Annotated in this window: 14 protein-coding genes; 7 read left to right on the plus strand and 7 right to left on the minus strand. The window is 53.3% G+C overall.

All coding sequences use genetic code 11. The annotated features are described in order from the left end of the window. The first annotated feature begins 3 nt into the window (after positions 1–3). Positions 4–642 carry a hypothetical protein gene (locus EPL03_RS11370; protein WP_135806755.1) on the plus strand — a complete coding sequence of 213 codons (639 nt, stop codon included), beginning with the start codon at positions 4–6 and terminating at the stop codon, positions 640–642. Between the two features lie 60 nt (positions 643–702). Here EPL03_RS11370 and EPL03_RS11375 read toward each other — a convergent pair whose 3' ends face one another. The 3 genes from EPL03_RS11375 to EPL03_RS11390 all read right to left on the minus strand — a co-directional run bounded on the left by EPL03_RS11375 (position 703) and on the right by EPL03_RS11390 (position 5161). Further along, on the minus strand, positions 703–1086 hold the full coding sequence (locus EPL03_RS11375; protein ID WP_135806756.1) for a hypothetical protein: 384 nt from the start codon (positions 1084–1086) through the stop codon (positions 703–705). Between the two features lie 996 nt (positions 1087–2082). Continuing rightward, positions 2083–4758 carry a DUF1156 domain-containing protein gene (locus EPL03_RS11385; protein ID WP_135829420.1) on the minus strand — a complete coding sequence of 892 codons (2676 nt, stop codon included), beginning with the start codon at positions 4756–4758 and terminating at the stop codon, positions 2083–2085. 121 nt (positions 4759–4879) lie between these two features. Next, entirely contained in the window at positions 4880–5161 is a 282-nt protein-coding gene (locus EPL03_RS11390; RefSeq protein WP_135829421.1) for a hypothetical protein, read from the minus strand. A 509-nt stretch (positions 5162–5670) separates the two neighbouring features. Between EPL03_RS11390 and EPL03_RS11395 the strand changes: the two genes are divergently transcribed. Then, the gene (locus tag EPL03_RS11395; RefSeq protein ID WP_135829422.1) at positions 5671–5883 is read left to right on the plus strand and encodes a hypothetical protein; all 213 of its coding nucleotides are present in this window, start codon (positions 5671–5673) and stop codon (positions 5881–5883) included. 11 nt (positions 5884–5894) lie between these two features. Here the strand turns inward: EPL03_RS11395 and EPL03_RS11400 are convergent, their stop codons facing one another. Next, positions 5895–9101 (minus strand): DUF499 domain-containing protein, encoded by a 3207-nt coding sequence (locus EPL03_RS11400; RefSeq protein WP_135829423.1) that lies wholly within the window; start codon positions 9099–9101, stop codon positions 5895–5897. Between the two features lie 142 nt (positions 9102–9243). On the opposite strand from EPL03_RS11400, the gene EPL03_RS11405 reads away from it, so the two are divergent. The 3 genes from EPL03_RS11405 to EPL03_RS11415 all read left to right on the plus strand — a co-directional run bounded on the left by EPL03_RS11405 (position 9244) and on the right by EPL03_RS11415 (position 15001). Continuing rightward, positions 9244–10998, plus strand: coding sequence for a DEAD/DEAH box helicase (locus tag EPL03_RS11405; protein WP_135806762.1), 1755 nt, complete (start codon positions 9244–9246; stop codon positions 10996–10998). Further along, positions 10991–12157: a hypothetical protein gene (locus EPL03_RS11410; protein WP_135806763.1), complete on the plus strand. Its 1167-nt coding sequence runs from the start codon at positions 10991–10993 to the stop codon at positions 12155–12157. The genes EPL03_RS11405 and EPL03_RS11410 overlap by 8 nt, the downstream gene beginning before the upstream one ends. Before the next feature lie 306 nt (positions 12158–12463). Then, positions 12464–15001, plus strand: coding sequence for a DEAD/DEAH box helicase (locus EPL03_RS11415; protein WP_135829424.1), 2538 nt, complete (start codon positions 12464–12466; stop codon positions 14999–15001). Between the two features lie 114 nt (positions 15002–15115). Here EPL03_RS11415 and EPL03_RS11420 read toward each other — a convergent pair whose 3' ends face one another. The 3 genes from EPL03_RS11420 to EPL03_RS11430 form a co-directional block, all read right to left on the minus strand. Continuing rightward, a complete protein-coding gene (locus tag EPL03_RS11420) occupies positions 15116–16882 on the minus strand; it encodes a transposase (protein ID WP_135829425.1) in 1767 nt (588 codons plus the stop codon). A gap of 300 nt (positions 16883–17182) precedes the next feature. Beyond that, the gene (locus EPL03_RS11425) at positions 17183–17995 is read right to left on the minus strand and encodes a hypothetical protein (RefSeq protein WP_135806765.1); all 813 of its coding nucleotides are present in this window, start codon (positions 17993–17995) and stop codon (positions 17183–17185) included. Positions 17996–18043: 48 nt separating this feature from the next. Next, on the minus strand, positions 18044–19675 hold the full coding sequence (locus tag EPL03_RS11430; RefSeq protein ID WP_168216043.1) for a PKD domain-containing protein: 1632 nt from the start codon (positions 19673–19675) through the stop codon (positions 18044–18046). 240 nt (positions 19676–19915) lie between these two features. Here EPL03_RS11430 and EPL03_RS11435 point away from each other — a divergent pair, with 240 nt between their 5' ends. Together EPL03_RS11435 and EPL03_RS11440 are read left to right on the plus strand one after the other, a co-directional pair. Further along, positions 19916–20689, plus strand: a complete 774-nt coding sequence (locus EPL03_RS11435) for a helix-turn-helix transcriptional regulator (RefSeq protein ID WP_135806767.1) — start codon at positions 19916–19918, stop codon at positions 20687–20689. Positions 20690–21098: 409 nt separating this feature from the next. After that, complete coding sequence (locus EPL03_RS11440; RefSeq protein WP_135806768.1) at positions 21099–21287, plus strand: hypothetical protein; 189 nt, start codon at positions 21099–21101, stop codon at positions 21285–21287. The last annotated feature ends 162 nt before the right edge of the window (positions 21288–21449 follow it).

A 21449-nucleotide genomic window follows, 5' to 3' on the forward strand; every position in this document is an offset into this window, starting at 1 on the left:
AGTATGTACCAAACACCGTACCGGTGGACGACCAACGAAGGAACGACACACGTCTTCTACGACAATAATCTGCCTCCGAGCGAAGGATTCGGCTGGAATAGTCTCTGTGGTGAAGAGAGAATTCCCATTGAAGGAGAGCACTTCGAACTCCAAGAGGAGGTTACAGAGGAGTCGATAACGTGCGAACGTTGCCGTGACCAGCTCGGCAAATCGTACGTAGGTCTTGGTGACGATGATATCTCAGGTATGCGAAGTTGCTTGCTTAGAATTCGCCGGGATGGTGAGGGGGAACTAATCGGGGCTCGCCGTCTCTGTCAGGGGAGACCTCTCCACTATGAAATCTCGTTCGAGCCTACGTCATTTACTGGTGACCTTCAGACAGAGATGGACGAGGTTTGCGAAGACTGCTGGCAGAACTACGTTGATCGCCAGTGGAGCGGCGATGTCGAAGGAGGAGAGCTTCAAGTCGAATGCTGGGTAGATGGTGAGAAAGAATCCTACTATGCAGCATCCGTTGAAGCAGTTAATACGGGCCCGAAAGCGAAGCTTCGACTGACCAGTGAGAACGGTCTCAAACAGGAACTTGCCAGAGAGGACATCGACTCAATCACACTAACGCCAGCACAAATCGTGGACTACTGATTCCGTCAGTCGGTCAGTTTCTTCAGAGAGGCTATTGGTTCTGTGGTTCAGGGTTTCTGGTCAGAAGGGTGCCACGAGCCACTTGCCATCTTCTTTCCGTTCAAGTTGGGGGCCGAAAACCTGCTGGAGAGAGTGAAGCCCGTCCTCGTACCGGAGATCGTACGTTTTTCCACTTCGATGGAACGAACCTTCGACGACGAACTGCACTGTCGGACTTTGGTACTCTAAATCGTTTGCGCGTCGATCCATTTCATGGGCCAACTCATTCGCCAGATCCTCATCAGCCAAGGCATCTGCGAGACCAACAACACTCACACTATCCGGAACATCGTCTTCTTGGAGTCGCTGTACAAACTCTTCCACAGGAATCTGATGCTCGAAGGTCTCATACGCACCCTCGATAACAAGATTGTAGCGTCCGGGTATCTGTCCGGGGCCTGCCATTACGGATACAACGTCTCCGAAGGGACAAAAATGGATACGGTAGCGTGAGCTCACTCGTGGTCAGCGATTAGTCCGAAGTGGTGAACTGTAACAAGGTGGACTGTTGTTCGCTTGTTCCTTGGTGGGTGGATCCATCCTGACAGTCGATTGTCGTCGCAGGAGTGATCGTGGGATCGAGATCCTCTAGAAGATGGTGGCCATCCGGCGAATCAATCGTTGCGAGGCACTCGCTACAGACCAATACGAGATAGTAGTCATGGAAATCGAGCTGCCGGTCGGCAGAATCGCCACACCAGTGACACTCAGGAGTCGCCGCCCGGAATCGATCCAAGAGATCTTCTGAGTCCATCACCTGGGTAAGGAGGGTGGACAGATTCGAGTGGTCCGACATATCAAGTTGAAGTATCGAAACGGGCTTCTCAATCACGGGCCGCAGGTTTTGCAACCACGTCGCTACACTGTCCCTGGTCGGATCTGAACGTTGCTTGTCCATCTCTCTGGTCACATTCCGAAGGAGGGTATCTCGTTCAGTCTGAGAGATCGGGAACGTGCAGTACGGTTGGATGGGCTCCACAAATATGACGCGATGATCAGTGTCACTCATCACAACCACCACTCCTTACGCGAGAGAAAACGACTGATCGAGCTCTTCGATTCAGAAGGCGGGCAGAGTCAATTCTTGACCACATTCGCGGACGGCCCGCCGTTGCGAGGTGTTGTTTTGCTACCATTCTGGGAATGGGTCAAATAACCAGGTGCGTAAAAACCTCTGCCCAGAGAACACCGTGGTATCGCCCCAATAGCGCCTATATGGCCAGTATTCGGATTGAGAGACCGGAGAGTAGACTCACAGCACGACCATATCGCCGACTCGCCATAGACAGACCGTAGGGGGATGGGCTACCGCAAGCAACGGAGGCACTCTCAGCGAGAGTCTCGAAATGGATTGTCGAAAATCGCCACCGGGTGTTATCTTCGCTTCCAGCTTCGAGGTTCCTATTCGCCGTAGCTCGTGACGTCCCGATCCCCGAGAACTCGCGTATATCTTTGGTCGCCGGTCACGTCGGCGAGCCGACCGGCGAGTTCGCGCAGGTCGTCATCGACACCCCACTTATCCACGTAGTTCTGAACTGCTTGCCCCTTCTCGTAGCGGTAGCGGAGGAACTGAAGTTTGTCGAGGTCCGAGAGGTGGTCGCCACCGTCGCCGTTGACGTGTTCCTCAATGTACGCCCGACGCTTCTCGTTGTCCCAAGTACCGAGTTCGAAGCCGTCATCTTGGTTGTACAGGTTCGTCTCCTTGAGGTCCTCTGGGCTGGCATTCGTCCCGCGGCAGAGCTTGTTAACGTCGTCGAAGGAGGGGTTCGATGTGTCGAGCAGGTCGATGAACACGTCTTCGACGCCAATGTCGCTGGCTTCCTGGATGATGCCGTATATCTCCTGAACGACTTCCTTCGCGGACATGATCTCGCCGTCGCGCTGCACCTTCCCGTGGTGTTTGGAGTACTCGTGGAAGCACGCGCCCATCTCCATCACGCCGATGTCGCCGCGGGAGAGATCACGGTTTTCTTCGAGTTGCTTGCGGGTGCGACGGGCTGTTCGGTAGATGTCCCGGCGGAGGGAGTTCCACGAGGCAGGTTCGGTGTCGTCAATGGGGCGAGCGACGACGACAATGTCGAAGGAGACGGCTTCACCAGAGATGAATTTGTTAATATCCGCACTGATGGGATACGTTGCTGTCACCTCAAAGCCAACGTCGCAGAGTGACTCTAACAACTCACCCCAGGATTCTGAATCAGAGTGATGATACGTGAATGTGAGTGAACCGTCGTCTTTCAGGGCCCTCTTAATGACCGAGAAGGATTGTTCAAGTTCAGATTCGAAATCCTCGGCAGTTTTGCCCAAGTATGGGTTTGTAACGATTGATTCGGTTCGTGGAGTTTTTTCTTCATCAAACCCAGGGTATTCATCTTCAAGCAGAATTTTCTGCCAGACATAAAAGTAGTCTGCCACCTCGGAATACATGATATTGTCGTAATACGGAGGGTCAGTAATGACCGCATCAAACTCGTCTTCGTAGTCAAGAGTTCGCATGTCTCCTTGATGAAGGGATGATTGTTCCCCGACTGACTTTGAGAATTCAGCTGATTCTACCATTTCACCGCTATCATCGATGTATCGATCTGTCGGAGAATTAGCCCACTTTACGCCATCTCTGACCATATCCCACGAAGCTTTGAATGTCCCACGTCCGAATTCACCACCCCAGACATTGTTCTCTGCAGGGTACATTGGAGGATCGAAAGAATTTGTTCTGAAGATATGATCCATTCCATTCCTTGTCGCATCGTATGATGCCATCGCGGAATTGGTCCGAAGCGCATCAGAGAACGCAAGTAACAGAAATTCCCGTTCGTTCTGGTCAATTTTCTCAAAGGAACGGAGGAGCTTGGCGAGATTTAGAAGCTGCCTCTTATTGAACATATCCGACCACGTCTCGTAGCCGTGATCAAACACAGGGTTGCGCTCAGAGGTCATATGTCCCGGTGGGATTTCCTCTTTAGGGACATACTCGTGGAGGTCGTCGCTTTCTTCCCATTCGCGTACTGCATCTTGGTACAATTCTTCGTCAGCCTCCTCAACACGCTTGTATCCCTTATGTACGGACTTCGGCTCGCCAGCGTCGTCACAATGTTCGCAGTAGTACTCAATAGCGTAAAGCCGCAAATCGTATCCGCCCTGCTCTTGGATCGCGTCCGTAATTCCGTACTTTTGCCCACAGTCGGGACAGTTATACTTCCCACCGCGCGAGACGTTGCCCTCCTTTGGAACGAACCCATGACCGCAGTCGTTACAGACGCTCTCTGACTGCCAATCGTCAACGGTCGTAACCGCACCACAATCTGGGCAGAGAACGTTGTAGCCTGGATCCTCATCCTTCTCCACGTATCGTTCCTTCGCTACCCGGTAGTCCTTAAACAGCGGAACTGTGTGCCCGCAGGAGACACAGTCCAACTCCTTCACCCAGAAATTGTACATCACGTCCGCGTCGTGATCGCCGTTCGGGCATGGTGTCTTGTAGTACTGCGTAATCTCATCGGCGACGTCGTCTTTTACCTGCTCGAAGGCCTCTTCGAGGTCTTTGACGTCGGTCTGCCCGGCTTCGAGTTCCTTCTTCGTGACGAACCAAGCGACAGGATTCAGGTCGTTGCCGACTACCTCTGCGCCAAAGCGAGAGGCCTCTACGAGCGATGTGCCTCCGCCCATGAACGGGTCGAGGATCTTCTTATCTTCAACGCGAACGTCCTTGGGGTACAGTTCCCAGAGACTCTCCGGGTCGGTCATGTCCACGCGTTCGAGGAGCGAGGCAACGTCGAGGTCGGACTCTCCGTCGGCGTCGTCGCCGTAAGACGCGAGCGTGCTTCCCTCGTGACCGGGTTCGAACACCGAGACTTTCTCAGGGTCGTCCAGCAGCGTGTAGAGAGAAATAGCGCGGAAGACACAGCCGAGGCGTCGCGCCCACCACTTGTGCATCGTGTAGATCGGCCGGTAGTACATTTTCGCCCGGCCCTCCTTCTCGGCGATCTCGTTCACGCGCTCGATGGGGAATCCCCGTTCGATGGGGAGTTCGGTCCGTTCCTGCCGATCCTGTGAAGACCCAGATTGTTCAGACATTATTCAGTATGTAGAAGCGATACGCCACGAGCCACATAAGTGTGCGTTCTTCGCAGTAACATCTCAGTGAAGCGAGCTTCGTTGGGTATTTCGAAAGGAGACGGAACGTCGAAGAAGTTGCCTACTCGCCGTCAGAGACGAGCGTTTCGAGGTCAGTCACGTTCTGGATGGCGTCGGATGCCAAGTCATCGTGACCCGTTTCGATGGCGAAGCCGGCTGCCTCAGTCATTGCCTGGACCATCTGTTCTACGAACATTGAGTCACTCATGACGTACTCTCCAGCCACCTGTAGTGCTCGCCGACTCTCTGTCAGCGGTACTCCGACCACTTCTTCGATCTTAGCGATGATCTCTAGCGATTCGTCGATCTTCTTCGCGCGGTTGATCGTTTTTTCTGTCTGCATGGTGGGTTGGACCCGAACAACTACAACCGCCAGTCTGATTTAAAGGTAAGCCCCAGAGGGGATGGGATTAGTTTGGTACTCGTTTCCCGAATCGCTACGGCCCGGCAAAGTGCTCAGAGATACGCTGCTTTGCGGGGTAAGACGACTGTGCGCTCCAGAAGAGGTGGACAAGAAGACACACAGAGTTCTGAAATCGTTCCTGTTTCTAACAGTGGTGCGAAGCTGTTCGACGCGATATCCTGATGAGCTCTCAATGAATTGTCTGTGAATGCACGACGGAGCGGAGGTTTGACTCCAAAGCGTATCAACGCGAGCCACGCCACGGATTCATTAGAGAATCGCACGATTGCTGAGCGTGGCAAGTGGCTCGCAGAGCAAGCGAGTGAGGGATGGCCCGCACCGGGTTCAGAGTACTGAGATAGGTAGAATCGCACCACCACCGTTTCCCACCGAACACTGAGTTAGGCGACAATCGAACGGGCTATCCAGCGTGCTGAAGATTGTTCGATATGGCCGATTTGCTGGAAGTACGAGAAGATGGAGACTCTGTGATTTCTGGAACAGTAAGCAGAGATGAGCTTGAAGCGGAACTAACACCGCTGAACCCACGCAGTTTGTTCGATAGACGACTGAAGACCGTTCTGAGGGATATGCTGGATGAGGCGGACGGTGACGAAATCGTCGTCGAAGCCTTAGTCAGAAACGCGGACGCCGACCAGTAGGAGAAGAGAGTCTACTTCTGGAACGTGATCTCGATCTTCAGGCTTGACGCCTCATCGGGCATCCGCTCGAACAGGTCCTGGACCTTCGTGTAGTCCTGTCCGGATCGCAGCGTCAGGCTGACTTGCGTCCGCTCGACGTCGGCGGTGCCCTGAAGAGCGCCGGGAACACCCTCGCGGTCGGGCAGCATGAACGTGACGTCGCCGTAATCGACACTTCCTGTCTGGTGGTTGTTCCGCCACTTGCTCCGCATCGCGGCGACGTCGTCGCCGTTGTACTCGAAGCGCCACGTAGGGATCTCCGTGTCGGCCTTTCGGAACGGGTACCCGGGGACCCAGTCGGAGGCTTTCTCCGAGCCGGTCGTGTTGACGACGTACTCGGGCTCTTCGTCCTTCCCGATGTTCTCCAGCAGGTACGTCCGCACCATGTACTCGGTAACACTGCTGTCGAACCGGTCCGTGACCTTGTTCACCGTGAACTGGTCGCCCGGTTCTAGGTCCTCGATGTACTCCAGGATCTGGTCGCCGATCCGCTCGGGAACGGTCGGGACGATCTTTACCGTCGTCGGGTCACGGTCACCCAGCGATCCGAGATACCGACCGCCGGCTTCCAAGACGTAGTCGTCTACGAGGAATTCGTTGACCGCCTCGCGGGCGACGGACTCGGTCTCATCCGGCGGCAGGAACACCGACTCCTCGGCACGGACCTCGCCGATAATTGTGTCGAGGTTCGCATAGCCGTCGTCGTCGATATGCGTCTCGATGCGGTCTACGAGGGACGACGCACCGACGACCTCCGCGCCGCCGACGTCTCGGACCGTCGCGTCGGACTGTGGTTTATCGAGGATCTCGTTCCCTTTGACGATAACGTACTGCTCCTCACGAGCGAGCCGACCGATGGCCCGCATCACGACGTCGTGGCTGTCGCCGTCGATCCAGATCTCGCCGTCTTCAACGAGTTCTAGTTCGAAGTCACCGATATCGAGCGCGGTCGTTCCGCTCCCGAACCGCTGACGCAGTTCCTGTTCGACGTCATCGACGCCCCATACGTCCACATCGTCTTGCTGGACGAGGACGGTGTCCAGCGAGCTTCCGGAGAGATCATCGCGGAACCCGCCAGTGTCACGGGCGAGCACCGGTTTGTCCGAGAGCGCTTTCACCGTCGCATTTAGCACGTCGTTCGCACTGCCGGGGATCGGAAGCTCCGGGTCGCGGAGGAATTGCTCGTAGATGTCCTCAACCGAGATCTCCCCGCGTCGCTCCAGAAGGTCCTCAGCGATAGCCCAGACGTCCGACTGGAGGTCAAACGGATCGGCAGATGCTGAGTCCGCGATGTTCGACGCACTCAGCTCTGCCTCATCGTGAACGTAGACGTCGAGTTCCATCGGCGTCATCTGTCCCCAGTCGTTGAGCAGGTCGTTCCCGTCAAGCACCTCTCCGTACAGGAGCTGGAGTTCTTCGCGGAGTTCGTTTTCCTCCTGCTCCCGCATACCCTTGATCGACGTCCGGATTTCGTCATCGAGAGATTCGTCGGCGAGGACCTGCCGTGCGCCCTCGATGTACCGCGCCTTATCGATGTACCGTGTCCCAGACTCGATGGCCTTGTCGCCCGAGGGTTGGACGAACACGAGGGTGTTACGCCACTCCCGGCCACGCCCATCGTTCGTGATGACTTTCTCGACCTCCTCGTTCGTCCACTGGTCGTCTTTCACGACGACCTTGACCTCGCGGTCGTCCGGGATGTCCCGCATATCGTTCGTCCGGAATCCGACCGGGTGTGCGTTCGACCCGAAGATATCGGTGATGAAATCCGCGACTTCAGCCTTCGCCGATGTCTCGGAGACGTCTACGGCCGCGTTTCGGATGAGCGCGTTCGGGTTCTGCCGGTCGCGGATCGCGTACTTTCCGTTCAGCTTGTGGAGATGCCACGCGACACCGTGGAGACGTTCGAGGTTGAGGACAACGTCTGAGACGAGATCGCCTGTCTGGTAGGCACCCATGACGATCTCCGAGACCTCCGCGCCCTCGCCCTCGCTCGGCTTCAGCGAGTACAGGAGGATCGTGTTCAGAATACGTCGGCCGTGGGGAACATCGTCTTCATCGATGCGGCTTTTGATGTCGCCCGTCGCCGCGTTCAACCGCTCGTAGTTAATCTTCGCCAGTTCGTCCTCGAACTCGATAGCATCGATATCACCGTGCGTGATCAGATCCGTCTGATCCTGCATCTCCAGGAGAACCTTCGAGAAGAGGTAGATCATCCCTCGCGTGTTCTGGTTATCCTCGTCAGCGTAGTACCGCGTCTCAAGCGCGTCCAGAAGCACAGGGTGGAACGGATACAGATCGTGCATCTCCGACAGCAGATCATCGGGAATGGAGACGTGATCGGACTGGTCGTACGCGTCGTAGTACCCATTGACGATCTCGCGGGCGGCGTTCTCGTTCACTGAATCGATCAGGCGGTGACGAAGGACCTCGCGTTTGTCCACCTGATTGTTCATGTTGACCTCAACCGCCTGTTCCCGGTTCAGGATGTCGTGGACCTCGGAGCCCTCTCGGAGTACCGAGACGATGGTGTATAGTTCGAGATCCGAGAGCGCGGTCGATTCAAGGAGCGACTGGAGGAAGGCTTTGTTTGCGCTCTTGCGGTCGCCCTGGAGTGTGTCGAACCAGTCTTCGAGTTCGTCCACGAAGAACGCGACCGTGTCGTCGCCGACGGCCTCCTGAATCGTCTGCATGTCGGGATATCCACCCGAGCTGTACGTTCCAGGGTCGTAATCGAGCGCTTCGAAGAACGGCTCCCAGAGGTACTCGTACTGCTCGTTCTGCATGGCGACCGTAATCGGCGTCGCCGATTCCGGGAGGGACGTCTCGAACCCTTCGACCGAGTCGCTTGCCCACGTCCCTGCTGCGTCGGGGTCGTCGAAGCAGTGGTACAGCGCCACCATCTGGTGGGACTTCCCACTGCCGTACGGACCGTAGAGGATGTGCGTCCCGCGCGGGTCATCGCCCGTGAGAGAATCGCGGAGAATCGAAATCGCCTCACGGAGCCCCTGGGTCATCAGGGTTCGCTCGAAGAAGAGTTCCGCGTCTGACTCGAACTCGTCATCGTCATCGACGTTGTAGAGCTTTACCTGACCGTCAATTTGCCCTTCTTCTCGAAGCTCACGGCTGAGGGTCACCGTGTCTTCGAGGGTATTCGACAGGGATCCAGACTGTGCCATCTTGATACTTAAACACACCTCTTGGCCACCCAATAAACACTATGGTCTTGCGAATACCTCCTCCCTCGGAGCCAAGCAGACGGATCGTCCAGTGTTTTCCGGTCACCAAACGTATTTGACGCGAACATGTCTCTACGAAACCATGGGAAGCTACGACCTCGTTGATGTTGAGGTCACACACGAGTCTGCGGACGATATTCTCGATTCATTGTCTGGAGATGGTGCAGAGGAGGATCATTTACAAACCATCCAAGCCGTTCGTCTCCAAGCGGGCCAGCCGGACTCCGAACTTCGGTCGCTGAAAGAACTAGACGAAAACTCCGTCAAGCTACTCGAACATCAGGTGGACGCCGCCTATCGGGCCCTCTTCGAGATGGACGGGAAAGCCCTTCTCGCGGACGAAGTCGGCCTCGGAAAGACCATCGAGGTCGGGATGATTCTCAAGGAGATGCACTTCCGAGAGACGGACGAGTCCGTCCTCATCCTCACTCCTGCACAACTGGCGAAACAGTGGCAGGCCGAACTCCGTGAGAAGTTCGGGCTCAACTTCGTCTGCAACTACGACGACGAGTTCGAAGACTTCGACGCCCACGACTACATCATCGCAAGTATCGACACTGCGAAGAGCGAGCGACACCGTCAGACCGTCCTCAACCGCGACTGGGACGTTCTGGTCCTCGACGAAGCCCACTACGTCAAAAACGAGGAGACGGACCGCTACGACCTGATTGACCGGCTCTCCTACAACTACGCGTTCTTTCTCACGGCGACGCCGATTCAGAACGAGCTGACCGACCTATACAACGTCGTCTCGCTACTCCGACCCGGACTGTTCGGCACACGCGACGTCTTCCACCAGTACTTCGTCAACAGCAATCAGGAGACGCTGGTGAATCGAGACGAACTACAGGACCGCCTAAACAAGGTTATGATCCGAAACCGACGGGAGGACACGGATATTGACTTCACGGACCGGACGATCGACACACGGACGTTCAATCCAACCCCGAAGGAACGCGAACTCTATCAGGCGGTTTCTGACTATGTGAAAGGTGCCTATAGCCAAGACCAGGGGCAGAAGCTCGTACTGATGCTCTTGCAGAAGGAGGTCGTCAGCAGCCCGGTCGCACTCAAGAAGACCATCGAGAAGCGACTCTACGACCAGTCGGAGCTCACGCACGCGGACGAACTGGAGTCCATTTTAGATCTGATCGATGAGATCGATACGGTCACCAAACAGGAACGACTTCTGGACATTGTCGAAGAAGCCCGTGACAACGTCGAGATGGGGCGAGTCATCGTCTTCACGCAGTTCCGAGCAACTCAACAGGATATTCTCGATAGGCTCGCTGCGGAGGGGTACACGGTACACGCGTTCCACGGTGGCCACTCCAGTAGCGAGAAGGAACTGATTATTGAGGACTTCGAGGAGGAGGGTGGGGTCCTCGTTTCAACTGACTCAATGAGCGAAGGCCGAAACTTACAGTTTTGTAACATGTTAGTTAATTTAGACTTGCCGTGGAATCCGATGCGCGTCGAACAACGTATTGGACGTGTACACCGGATTGGACAGAAACGGGATGTCTTCATCTTCAACATGGCGCTAAAGGATACTGTTGAAGAATACGTACTGGAGCGTCTCTACCACAAAATCGATTTGTTCCAACAAAGTGTGGGCGAGCTAAGTTCCATCTTGAGTCGGTTAGAAGAGTCAGGGACAAGCTTCGAGGACCAGATTTTCGACCGACTCGTCAATGCTGATTCAGAGGTTGATCTGGAGAACGACTTCGAAGCGATGGCCGTCGATCTGCAAGAACAGCGCGAGCTCGCTGACAAACTGGAGCAGTTCAACAACGGCGTCTTCGAAGGATTCGACTTGGGGGAAGGCGATGACTGACGAAGCACTCGCGGTCACGCAGTCCCTCGTGGAGGACTTCGCCGAACGCTACTTAGAGTCACTCGGCGGGACCATCGAGAAACGAGGGGATACCTGGGAAGTTACGATCCCAGACAATAACGATACAGAATTGCCGGCAGGCAGCCTATCGTTGCTTTCTGATGCGGGCAGAGACAAAGATAGTGCTGGAGAGCCTCTTCATCCAGAAAGTGAGTTTTTCCAGCGGATCCTCAGAGAGGCAGCTGAGCGTCGTCCTACCGGGAAAATACCAATAGAAGCCGATCGGGACGACGTAGCGATTCCACAGTGGATTAAAGAAGGCGACGTCGAAGTAAGTGAAATACAGTTCACGCCGTACTACGACCGTACCGCGATTGTGGTCCTTTTCGAGGTGAGTATCGAGACAGTCAGTGAATACCAACAAGAACTCCTTCGCGCCATCGCTATCGATCACCGCTCGGAACAGAGACTTCCGGCGTTAGAGGAGACGTTTCTTCAAATGACGTCGATACCTACGAACAGTTCTCCCACTACCACGGAACTCTCATTATCGAGATCAGACGCACGATCGCTTCTCGGCACAGCCCAAGATCAGCTGATGCAGAGCATCCAGAACGAAATTGATGAGGTTCATAATGAGGCATCCAGAGCAGCGGACGCAGAGGTCGAAGAGTACCGGCAGCTGCAACAACAACGGATCCAAGAGTTGGAGGAGGAACGTTCCAAGCTGTCCTCGAAGATTGATGAGCTGAGTGAAGCGATCAATAGCAGTGATCAGAACGATCGCGTGGAGGCACTGAAGAAACGGAAAGAGGCAAAAGCTGAGTATGAAGAGGTTGATTCCGAATTGAGAACTCTGCACGAACGGCGAGACCAGGGGTTTCCCCAAAAGCAGGAAGAAATCCGAAAGCGGCATGCGTTGGATATTCGAGTGACTCCTCTCACGGTAACACAGGTAGAGTACGAACGGGGAGAACTCGATATCGAACTGGTCGAACAAGGAGTTTCCCGAACGGTGACTCTCGGATACGGGAGCGGGATCGGAACTACGGACACCGTCCAGTGTTCTTCATGTGATAGTGTGTTGAGCGTAGATAACCCTCTGAAGACGGTCAAAGGCTCTCTTCAATGCAGAGCCTGCAGTTCTTCCAACGAATAGAGTACGACACGAATTGCAACTCAGACATCGGGAACCGGGTTTTCGAGGCCGACCCCACGGACTGGGCATTCAGAATTCGGAAAGACGTTCCACCCTGGGTAATGAAACTCATTTTGATCGTCGCCATCCTGATTGCCGGTCTTCAGTACTTCAACATCCTCTAATCACCATTATGCGGCCGTTTTGACGGTGATGAATTCGGTGGCTTCTCATCTGTTCCTCCAGGGAAGGTGTCTAACAAAGAGAGTTTCAACAGAGCCCTTGAATCGCAAAAGTTCACAAGTATCAATCTCCAAGAACCAACAGATGAAGGATCGACCCGGAATTGAAGACACCATCGAATGGTTGCGGGGTCGAGGTTATTACGAGGGACAGATCGCTCATCAGCAGATCGTAAAGGGCCAATCTGCGGAGACTGACGATCTCGCTGTTTCTGCCCCGCTCTCGTCTGCACTACAACAGGAAGAGATCACAAGCCTGTATTCACATCAGGTGGACGCTATTCAGGCGGTTCAGTCCGGGTCGAACGTTGTGGTGGCCACACCGACAGCATCTGGCAAAACCCTCACGTACGTCGTACCCGGTATTGAGAGAGCGATCGAAAACGCCGGGAAAACACTCTATATCGCACCGTATCGTGCGCTCATCAACGATCAGGCAGACACATTTGAGGTGTTTGATGATGAGTTGGGGTTCGATACTTCGATTGATATCGGCGTTCAAACAGGGGAAACATCCAAACCAGATCGAAAGGAAATCAGACAGACACAGCCCGATATTCTTCTCACAACGATCGACCAACTCCATCTTAGTCTCCTCCCGTACGCTCATGGGAAGAATCACTGGCGGTGGTTGTTCCAGCAATTGGATACCGTAGTTATCGATGAGGTCCACATGTACCGTGGAGTCTTTGGAAGCCATGCATCGCTGATCTTCCGACGGCTCAACCGGTTGTGTGACTACTACGATTCGTCGCCACAGTACATCTGTTGTTCAGCGACGATCGGAAACCCTGTTGAGCATGCGTCAACCGTTACGGGACAGAAGGAACCTACGTTCGAACTTGTGGATGATGACGGTAGTGCGTCGGGAGATCGACACTGGCTATTCTGGAACCCGCCACTCAAGCAGGACGCTGACCAGGATCAGTCGATTCCGGATCCAGCTGTCAGCCCGGACGGCACTGTCCGTGCTGGCCATGACGAACATCCGCCCGAGAAGAATGCAGCGGCTATCGATACCGAATCGAGTTCGACGACTGATACACAATCTGAAACAAGTGAGTCCTCGGATTCCCCTGACGAGGTTGCGCTCCCCTCTCATCAGGAAGTAGTCGGCGGAGAACGACGCTCACACCACGTTGAATCGGTGCGTTTGTTCTGTGATCTCGTAACCAGAGGATATCAGACGCTGGTCTTCACTGCTGCCAGACAGGGAACAGAGCAGTATGTGGATTGGGCGGACAGAATGCTGCGTAACCGGGGACAAGATGATCTCGCAGACAGCACCCACGCGTATCATGCCGCGCTGAATACCGGTCGTCGCCTCAAACTTGAAGAGGAACTTCGCAGCGGGGATGCTCGTGGTGTCTGGAGTACGAACGCGCTTGAACTTGGAATCGATATCGGGACACTCGATGTTGTTTTGCTTGATGGGTATCCCGGAACGTCAATGAGTACGTTCCAACGGGCAGGCCGAGCTGGGCGTGGCGAAGACACCTGTCTCGTTGTTCTTGTCGGAGCTGATGATCCACTTGACCAGTATACGATCCGGGATCCAGACGAACTGTTTGAGGGAGGTGCTGAACAGGCTGCCGTCAACCCTTCAAATAACTCAATTCGTCCGGACCACGTCGTCTGTGCAGCAAGTGATCACTTCTTATCGCCTCGTGATGAGGACTATTTCGGTGCCGACCTACCGGATATCGTCACAGAAGCAGAAGTGAATGATCGTCTTCGCCGTGTAGAGAGTGGCGACCGGATTCAGTGGCGCGCCACGGACTCTGACGTGCAATGGAATACAAATATTCGAGCGATCGATGACCGCGAGATCGATCTTATCGATCGAAACCGGGACGAGAAGCTCGCATCGCTTGAATTCGGTGCTGCAGTACGGGATGCACATCCGGATGCAATCTATCGCCACCAGAAACAAACATACCAAGTAGTCGAATTAGACCTCGAATCGGACCGAGCACTGCTGGAATCGACACCGACAGCAGCGTACACACGAGCACTCCGAGAAAAGTCCATTACTATCGAAGACACGTATGAGAGTTCGTCCGCTGAAACGCATGAGATGACCGTACAAGCTACACTAGGAGAATTTACAGTGGAGGATACGGTTACAGGGTACTTGCGGTACAGCGACCCCAGCGATGACACCCCTCAGGAGTGTGAGTTTGAGGAGCCGCTGGAGTCACAATCGATCAAGACAACAGGCCTGTTCATCACCGTCCCAGATGATGTTGAAGCTATGATTGTTGATCAGGCGGAGTCACAAGAGGAATATCTGAGTGCTCTCCACGCTATCGAACATGCATTGATATCGCTGTTCCCTATGGAGGTTTTGTGCGACCGAGGCGACATTGGTGGTCTTTCGACGCCAAGCCATGGCCAGACGTCTGGCGGGACGGTTTTCATTCACGATGGTCATCCTGGAGGTGCTGGACTTACACGTCAGGCTTTCGAGCAACTCGATGATCTTCTTGTGAAGACGCTCACGTTGCTTCAGGACTGTGGCTGTCAAGATGGGTGCCCGTCCTGTATTCACTCGCCCCACTGTGGGAATGCGAACCGAAGCCTCAACAAGCAGTTAGCAATACAGCTATTGAGGGCACCGTAGAAAGGGGTGTTCTGACGAGAACACCCCGCCCCAATCACTGGTGGTCACTCACCAGAAATTAGCCGTCACCACAGAAGCACCAGCAGACAGCGATAAACGATACTGTTTGCTCGACTATCCTGCCGACTTCTCCCGCTTCGCCTCCGATTCCAGGAATCCGGAGGCTCGCTTCAGGTTTCTCCCGATAGCTTTCGCTATTGACCCGTTTTTCACCTTGATTTTCCCTGTGAACTTTGCCTTCTCCCCATCTCTGTGGTACATCTCGTTGATCAACGACTCAGCTCCGGCACGTAACTTCAGAAACTCCGCTTCAGCCGGATCATCTAACCGCTTGCGCCGCTGCGCAATTTCTACCCGCCGTTGTCTGAAGCCGTAGCTATAGTGGTTCTGTTGCTCCTCAACGAAACAGTTCTCTCTGTGCGGGCATCCGTCACAGAACTCCTTCTCCATCTTCCCAGAAATACGACCGGTTTCGTAGTGGTTCTGGTCGAATGGTTCGTGTCCGGCAGGACACGCAACCATTCTCGTCCCGTCCCACTCCGGTGCAGCCAGCGACATCTTCTCCGCTTCTGGCCGTTGACCTGTGATTCCCGAGAAGTGCTGCGTGATCTCCTGATCACTGCAGCGCTTCTCTACTTCCTTGTGCGTGTACCCACCGTCCACGAGCAAGTCACGCAATCCTGTCTCGGTCGAGAGTGCCGTAATATCCTCGTCAAGCAGGTCGCCGTCATCAGTGTTGTTGGTATCGACTCGAACCGCTGTAATGAGGCGGAATGGATTCTCACCATTGCATGTTTCCGCTACATTCGCTTTGTATCCGTGATAATCCTCACCTTTCTTGAAGCGGTACGTTGCGTCCTCGTCGTGCGGGTTTTGCAACGAGCCGCTGTCGATCTCGTCGGGCTCTTTCAGCCCGACGTGATCGGACTGGTCGTCGGCCTCTCCTCCGGATGACTCTGTGTTTTCTTCATCTTGGTCAGTGTCTGCTCTCTCCTCGGGAGACGTGTACGTTCGGAGTGGTTGCCAGTCCGGTGACGAGTCGTCACCGGGCTGGCTTTCGTCGGCAGGATCGTCGAAGTCATCGCCGTCTTCGAGTTTTTCAATCCGATAACACTGTTCGTCGAGGACTTGCTGGAGATGAGCAAAGCTCTCTAACTCGGCGTATTCATCGACATCTTCGAACCGATCAACAAGCCACACGGTATGCTCGGCGAGTGTTTCCATGGTTGCTGGAATCTCGCCTGGCTCAAGCTGATAGGACAGTTCCAGGTTGTCGGTGTCTGCGAACTCGTCGATACCAGCGGGCAATTCCTGTACGATCTCCTCAGGGAGATCGCACAGGAAGTTGTGGAGGACTTTGGCGAGGAGATCAACACGAGAGAGTTGCTTGATGTTTGCCTCGATGAACGTCGAATCCATCCGCTGGGTACTGGCATCAATCTCAAACTCGTTTTGGAAATAGCTGCGGTGATCCTCGAAGACCTCGTGTAACAGATCTTCACCAGTCTCTTCTTCGTGTTCCATCAGCCGACGGCGGAAATTGGTGAACGTCCTTTGGCAGATGTTGTCGCCGAGTGTTTCTTTCCCCAGTGCGTTTCTGACGCGAAAATCGAAGATGTAGGCGTATTCAAGCTCTTCGTCAGAGAGATCGAGCAGGTGTTTGATAATCTCCAGAGAGACAAGCTCGTTAACAGGCTTGTTCGGACGGCTATACCCGTCGTGGTATAGCCGCCCGAACTTCGTTTCATCTATCTGGGTGAATATATGTTGATAAAAATGGGTTGACCAGTGGTTCTGTAATTTCTCCTCAATACTGGTTGAAAGGTCTTTTACAGGCGAAAATAACTTTTCCTGTTGGTGTTTGTTATTTTCTTTAAACACGTTATTAGCCAGGTTACTGATTTAACGATTCTCTGACGTAAATGCTTTATGGAAACTATTTAAAAAAGTTATACAAAAGTTATTCAATGTATTTTGATCACTCATCGGCTACCCTTTTTGCGGTGCCCTCAGCTATTGGAAGAGCTACAATAGAAATTCGATTCTGGTCTGCTTGTATCGCAGATCTGTCTGATGATGTCTCTGGTTTTCAGTCAGCTAGCCATTCGTATTGCCAACAACATTCAAATAGCCAAAATTGGGAATTAAATAGAGATGGATGGCAACTATTGGCTTAGTAAGTTAGTTGGTGTTTGGACTGGATTCGGTGGTTGTATCCGTATTTCTATTCGTCTCCATGCGACTGTCTTCTTTCTCAGCAGCATCTGCGTTTGCTTGAATCACGCCTTGATTCCATAGAACAGCTAACGCCCCACCAAGGTACGTCGTGTTGAGAAACACGAGGGATCCAGCAATCACAGCTAATTCCGATCCCAGCAACTCTGGAAGGGGCAAGACAATGTTCAGAGAGACATTGAAGGCACTGGTGATGAGACCAGCTGACATCGGTGAAAGAAGTGCGATGACATAGAATGGACCACGTGGCGAATGTAGTAATAACTTGAAACTTCGATATGGGAAGTGAAACAGTTCATAGGCACCGTACAGCAACAGAAGTGCTACAACTAGCCCAATTACCATCTCGATCAGACCATTCGGTTCTGGGAAGGCATCATAAGCACCAGTTAGGAACATGATATTAACTGAAGACACAGCCCAGAACGCGTATGGGCCAAATGAGAGGTTGTCTTCAGTTCCGTTAAGGAAGGCGTCTGTCTTCTCAGTAGAATATGGGCTGAGCCAGGTAAACGGCCATCCTAAAAGTGCAACTGCCAGTGGGATGGTAACTGGGGGAAACACCATCAGGATCGGTCGAACGATACCGTAGATAAGGTTCCACACAAAGGAGAAGACTGAGAAAATAGCCCAGATAACACCGATAATTCCGACTATAACAGCGAATATAAGTACGAAGCCAGAGCCGCCACTACCTCCGCCACCACCGCGACCACCGGTCACCCATCGAAACGCTGCGTATTTGCCAAGAAATCCCATGTGTCTATTGTGTTTTTAAATTAGTTTGAAAACACTACGTGAGCTGGATTAGTCTTGTAACCGGTTTTTGAGTGAGTAGAGGCCTCCAGCAGCACTTGTCACAGCCACACCGACTCCAACGCCGGGTAACGTAATTCGTAGATCAGTGATGGTTTGTTGGTCAGCTTGTTTTCCCACAGTAAGTGTTGTCTCTGTTGTAGCTGTCCGTCCGTTATTATCGACTACACTGAGATTGACGCTGTGTTGACCTGGTTCTTCAAACCGGTGTGTTACCGTTTTACCCGCCGAAGTTTCGCCATTTGGGAACTCCCACGTGTACGCGAGGATTTGTCCACGACTGACTTCTGTAGAACTCGCATCAAACTCAATTGGCTCTCCAACCTCAGGTTGCTCAGTCGTATATCCAATTGTTGGTTCAATGCCAAGATCTTGGTTGAAGCTACTCACGTCCTCTCCATTGAGACTCCGCTGATGAAACTCCACGATATCCTCTACTGCTGGGCGAGGACTATGGGCAACCCCTTCGTATATTTTGAACTGTGCGTCAACACCGGCTTGCTCGTATGCAGACTGACAGTATGGGAATCGCTCCGCAACCATCTTTTCTCCATAGACCTCAAGAGCGATTTCCCGCATCTCTTCACTCCATGCATCATCGTACGGGATCGTATCGTTTGAATCCTCACCGCCCATAAAGAGGAACTGATTGACTTCACTGAGCGCATCTAAGTCAACCGGCTCTCCAGTAAGTTCCTCAACGTCTGCGATTCCGATATGGAAATTCAGCGTATGGCCCTTTGCTTCCTCAAGCGGAAGCATCGCCATCCCGTTCAATCCGCCAGCAGTGACAGATCGAACACGATCTGGATGAAGAACAGCAAAGCGATCAACAAAGTTTCCTGCAGCAGAAAATCCGTTCAGTAGAATCTGATCGTCAACGGTGTAGGACTGATCGGATAGCATCTCCTGTGCGTGATCCACCATCCGTAAGAGTTGAAGATCAACTCGTTCGAGAGGGCCATCCGAAATTTGCATCGTCTGGCGATCTAACGCATGGACGTAGTGTCGCCAGTCCACCGGATCTGTTTGCGGTCGGGGGAACACAGGAATAAGTAACGGCACAGATAGCCGTTCACTGACCGTTCGTGAGATTCCGTTTTCAATCCGGTTTCGTGCAGACTGCTTATGGGTATCGAAGTTGTCAGTTGTTTGACCGCTGTTATTGGGTTGAACGAGGATTGAACCGGGACTGCTATCGGTTGGTCGTGATGGTGCGTAGAGGAAGTATGGATAATTGAAACCCGCAGCAGGGTCTGCTTCAACAAGCGTGGGGCCGATCCCAGAAGCGAACTCTCCCGGATCTCCAACAGTGATTCTCGCGGTATCACGCGCAATATTTGAGCCGCTTGAGTCATAGAGATTCGCCGAAAGCGTTTCTGCTTCTGTGAGTTCCGTTGAGAGGTCTACTTCATATTCTTCAACGGCAGTTCCTGCGTCAAATGTAACCTGGCCGCCAATTCCATTCGAGTCTTGATCACGGATTATAAAACGTGCCTCGACCTCGGTTTCGATTTTCCCGACTGTGACTGAACTACCGTCTGATATCTGGTCATTGAATGTTATGGAAGCCTCCGGGTCCTCTTGCCCAGCAGATGTGCCAGCGGTACCGAGCATTGCCATCCCTACGATTCCTGTGCCAGTACGACGTAGTAGTCCACGTCGGCTCCAAAACGTGTTCATCTTAGCACTCACTCCCCTTCGAGCAGTAACGTAGGGTCCAAACTTCGTCCATTTCGTATGGCGATTGTGATATCTACAGTGTAAATGCATTCACTGGGAAAGTGACCATGTTCTGGATGTTCTCTCAGGTACTGGAAGAGAATAATCAGCCCTAAAAAGGCCAATTTGGTTTAGTACGGTATGACAGGTACGGAGGGAGAACAGTTGCGTGATGTATTTTCGAAGAGATACTGGCTCGTTGAAGCACTTTCTGGGGAGCCCAAAACGAAACCCGAGCTAGTGGAGGAACTGGAGTATTCCAGATCAACGATCAACCGGGCAATGGATGAGCTTCTCGATGTCAGGTGTGTCGAACCAACTCAACCAGCAGGACAGCAGTTCCAATTAACAGTGGCAGGACAGGCAGCTCTTCAATTTCACCGAGATTACCGGACGGACACTAAGCAGGTTCAAAGCAATACTGCATTGTTAAACACCCTGCCCTTAGATTCGCTCGATAAAGCGTTCCTCGCTGATGCAGACGTCTATTCATCAGTCCGTACGCCAGATATAGCTCATCAGCCTGGCACAGAATTACTGGAAGAGGCAAGCAGCATGATTGGAACTGCACCCGTTGTCCAACGCGAATATTTCGACTACCTTCTGGAACGTCTACGAGATGATGACTTCGAATTGGAGCTAATTCTCGAAAGTGACCTTCTGGAAGCGATAGAGCAGAATTATGAAAACGAATTCGAATCCCTCATAGAATCAGACACAATCCAGATATATGTTATAGATGAGCCGTTTCCCTATGCGCTCTGGCTGATTGAACACGGGACATGTGAATACGCAGGGATCACACTGTACGAAAATGGGGGAGTGAACGGTACAATTGTCAACGACACGGCTTCTGCGATTACGTGGGCGAAGGCCCAGTACTCTGAGTACCGCGAATCAGCCTCGGAACTATAACGGTCTATCTGACGGCAGCGGTACTCATTCTCAAATTCCCCGGAATCTTTCTATGACACCTTCTTCCTGCTTACCCTTCCAATCATGAAGGATATATTATACTCGGGGCTCGCGCGCTGAAACGCTGTTTTATGTTGGGTTATCGTCTGGGAAACGCGCACTGTAACGGGGGGTGTCCGGAACTTTTTCGCGGGCATGAGGGTGAGCCTGGTACTCTATCCTTGAGGTATCCATTGGGTGTCCCGTTTTTCTGATGTCGCGCCAGATGTCCAGACCGTGAATCGCGGGCACGCGCCGGCAACCCCAGCGAGGTGAAGCTCCCGGTACAGACTGTTAGCGACACGAGAAGCCGAGTGGTTGAATACTGACGACGCACGCTTTCTTGTCACCGAGAGACGTACGGTTCTACATGGACGACGACAGGCGCGAACCGACCGACGAGGACCTCCGACGACGACACGCCGCCAGTCTCGCCCAGCTCAAACGGATGTTAGACCACGCAGAGGGTGAGTGTCACGCGGAGGGCGAGTGTCACGCTGACCCGATAGATGAGGAAGCCCTTGACGCCGAACTCGATGAACTGGAAGAGGAGCAGTAACACCCAGTAACGATACTATCGATCCTGTCAACGCCAGCGGACAGGAACAGTGTCACCCCAGTAACCTTGATCACCCACTGTTGCCTCTCACAGCGGTCAAGAAGTGTGATTGCTCACAGTGGCCGCGCAGTGTTACCGTACGGTGTTATCGTCCAGAGCCAA

It is taken from the genome of Halorussus halobius, from assembly GCF_004765805.1.
In the GTDB taxonomy this organism is placed as follows: Archaea; Halobacteriota; Halobacteria; order Halobacteriales; family Haladaptataceae; genus Halorussus; species Halorussus halobius.